At 74.9% G+C, this 2,830-nt stretch carries 3 protein-coding genes; 1 reads left to right on the top strand and 2 read right to left on the bottom strand.

The window, feature by feature from the left end:
• Both H5J30_RS25495 and H5J30_RS25490 read right to left on the bottom strand, forming a co-directional pair.
• On the bottom strand, window positions 1-443 hold a 443-nt coding region (locus tag H5J30_RS25495), incomplete at its 3' end, for an HAD family hydrolase (protein WP_181789693.1).
• 85 nt (window positions 444-528) lie between these two features.
• Window positions 529-1,122 carry a TetR/AcrR family transcriptional regulator gene (locus H5J30_RS25490; RefSeq protein WP_181789692.1) on the bottom strand — a complete coding sequence of 198 codons (594 nt, stop codon included), beginning with the start codon at window positions 1,120-1,122 and terminating at the stop codon, window positions 529-531.
• Between the two features lie 101 nt (window positions 1,123-1,223).
• Here H5J30_RS25490 and H5J30_RS25485 point away from each other — a divergent pair, with 101 nt between their 5' ends.
• Entirely contained in the window at window positions 1,224-2,642 is a 1,419-nt protein-coding gene (locus H5J30_RS25485; RefSeq protein WP_181789691.1) for an amidase, read from the top strand.
• Window positions 2,643-2,830: the final 188 nt, after the last annotated feature.

Below are 2,830 nucleotides of genomic sequence, written 5' to 3'. Positions count from 1 at the left end.
CCCTCCGGGTCCGGCTTGCTGGCGCTCACGCACTCGGCCGTGATGGAGACCGCCGGCACCGGCAGCCCGGCGGCGGCCATCCGGGCCTGCGACAGCCCGCGGTCGGCGGACGTGACGAGCGCGTGCGGCAGCCCCGCCAGGGACTTCATGAACTCCGGCGCGCCGGGCACGGGCACGATGCCGTCGGTGTCGGCGGTCTCCCAGGCGAGCATGCGCGCGTTGTCGGCGAGGTTCTGCTCGACGGGCCGCTCGGGGAAGAGGTGCGCCATGGTGGCGTGCGCCTGCCGCCCGTGGGCGTGGCGCAGGATCTCCTCGGCGTCCTTGCCGTTCTCGGTGGCCCAGCGGCGCCAGATGCGCTCGACGACGGCGTCGGAGTTCAGGAGCGTACCGTCCATGTCGAGGAGCAGTGCCTTGAAGGCACCTATGTCCGCGGGCCTGCCCATACGTAACCCCCAGGGGTGGAGAACAGCGTTTGTTCCCCCACGATACAAAACGGCGCACCCCGCGCCAAGGGCCGTATGAGCCGGCTCACTCCCAGAGGCCGGCCAGGTGGGCGTGGAGGACGTCGTGCGCCTCCTGCGGGGTGAGGTGGCCGACGAGGACGTGCACGGTGAGGCCGTCCGCGAGGGCGAGGAGCGCGCGGGCCTCGCGCTGCGGGTCGAGGGGCGCTTCCCGCCCGGCGCCCTCGGCGGCTTCCGCGATCAGGCGGACGAACACCTCGTGCAGGCCCGCGTAGTTCGCCCGCAGCGTCCCGGCGAGCGTGTCGCTGACTGCCGCCTGCGCGACGAACGCGAGCCAGACCCTGGCCTCCGCGCGGTGCTCGTCCCCGAGCAGGGACACCTCGGCGGCGGCGTGCCCCAGCGCCGTACCCGCCGACTGGGCCGGGCTCCGGACGAGGCGGGCCCTGACCCGTTCGCCGACCCGCTCGCTCACGTACCCGAGCGCGAACACCAGCATCTCCTCCTTGGTGCGGAAGCACCGCTGCACGGCGCCCATGGACACCCCGGCGCGGGCGGCGACGTCGCGCAGGGTCACGCCCTCCAGGCCGCGTTCGCCGGCGAGGCGGCAAACGGCCTCGGCGATGGTGCGGCGCCGGCCCACGTGATCCACCTGTCTGGGCATGCCCCCGGCCCGCCTCCTTAATCGATGCGCTCGTATCGGATCAAGGGTACGGTGACCGTTCCGATGCGAGCGCATCGGAACGTCGGGGAGGAAAAGGGACCATGCGTGACGACCTGTGGAAGATGCCGGCCACCGAACAGGCGGAAGCCGTACGCGGCGGACACGTCTCGGCCGCGGAGCTGGTCGGCAGCCACCTCGACCGCATCGCCGAGGTCAACCCGGAGGTGAACGCGGTCACCCAGCTCCTCGCGGAGCGCGCACAGGAGGCCGCGGTACGGACGGACCGCAGGCTCTCCGCCGGTGAGGCGCTGGGGCCGCTGGCGGGCGTGCCGTTCACGGTGAAGGAGAGCACGCCCGTCGAGGGCGTGCCGACCACGTTCGGCGTGCCACGCTTCCGCGATCTCGTGGCGGCGGCCGACGCGCCTCCGGTGGCGCGGCTGCGCGCCGCCGGGGCCATCCCGATCGGGCACGGCAACGTCCCCACCCTGATCCTGGCGGGGATGCACACGCGCAGCGAACTCTTCGGCGACACCGTCAACCCGTGGGACAGCAGCCGCACCCCGGGCGGCTCCAGCGGCGGCGACGCGGTCGCCGTGGCCACGGGCATGGCGGCGCTGGGGCTCGGCAGCGACGCCGGGGGCTCGGTGCGCGTCCCGGCCCAGTTCTGCGGGGTGGCCGGGCTGAAGCCGTCCACCGGCCGGTTCCCGGCGGACCACCGCGTCCTCGGCCCCGACGACCCGGGCCCCGCCTCCCAGGTGCTGGTCACGGATGGGCCGCTGGCCCGGACGGTGGCCGACCTGCGGCTGGCGTACGAGGCGCTGGCCGGTACCGATCCGCGCGACCCCCGGGCCGTACCGGTGCCGCCGTACGGCGAAGCGCTCCCCGGGCCGCTGCCGGTCGCGGTCGTGGCGGACCCCGGCGGCCACGGCGTCCACCCGGCGATCCGCGGGGCCGTCGAGACCGCGGCCGACGCACTGCGCGACGCGGGATACGCCGTGCGCGAAGTGGCGGACGTGCCGCGGCTGGACGAGGCACTGGAGGCGTACGGGCGGCTGACCGTCACCGAGTTCGCCCCGACCTGGCCGGCGGTACGGACGCTGCTCGGCGAGGGCGGCGACCGCTACCTCGCGATGGCGATGGCGGAGACACCGCCCGCGACCGCGGACGAACTGGTGCGGCTGATGGGCACGTGGCTGTCCGTTCGCCGCTCGTGGGCCGAGTTCCTCGACGCCTACCCGCTGCTGCTGGGCCCGTCGTTCACCGAGCCGCCCGTCGAGCCGGGGCTGGAGTCCCGCGACCGGGCGGGCCGGGACCGGGTCGCCTCGGCGATGCGGCTGTGCAGCGCGACGAGCTTCGCGGGCGTGCCGGGTGTGGCCGTACCGACGGGTGTCGTGGACGGCCTGCCCGTGGGCGTGCAGATCGTCGGGCGGGCGTTCCGGGAGGACCTGTGCCTGGAGGCGGCGCAGGCGGTCGAGGACCGGCTCGGCGTGCTGACGCCGATCGGCCCGAGGGCCGCATGAGGCCGGGAAAACGACTTTCGAGGCGGCCCGTGACCGCGATACCTGTACGGGACGACCAACGGGACCACGACCGCACCGCAACCGAACGGACGCCCATGGACACCGCCCCCGCCGAGGACCACCAGCCCTCCTGCCGCGACCTCGTCGGCCTCCTCGCCCAGCCCGACCGCCGCGCCGCCTACGCCGCC

This window comes from Streptomyces phytophilus (assembly GCF_013870535.1).
GTDB lineage: Bacteria > Actinomycetota > Actinomycetes > Streptomycetales > Streptomycetaceae > Streptomyces > Streptomyces phytophilus.
Note: the sequence above shows the minus strand (reverse complement) of the source record. Positions and strands in the feature narration are given on the sequence as shown.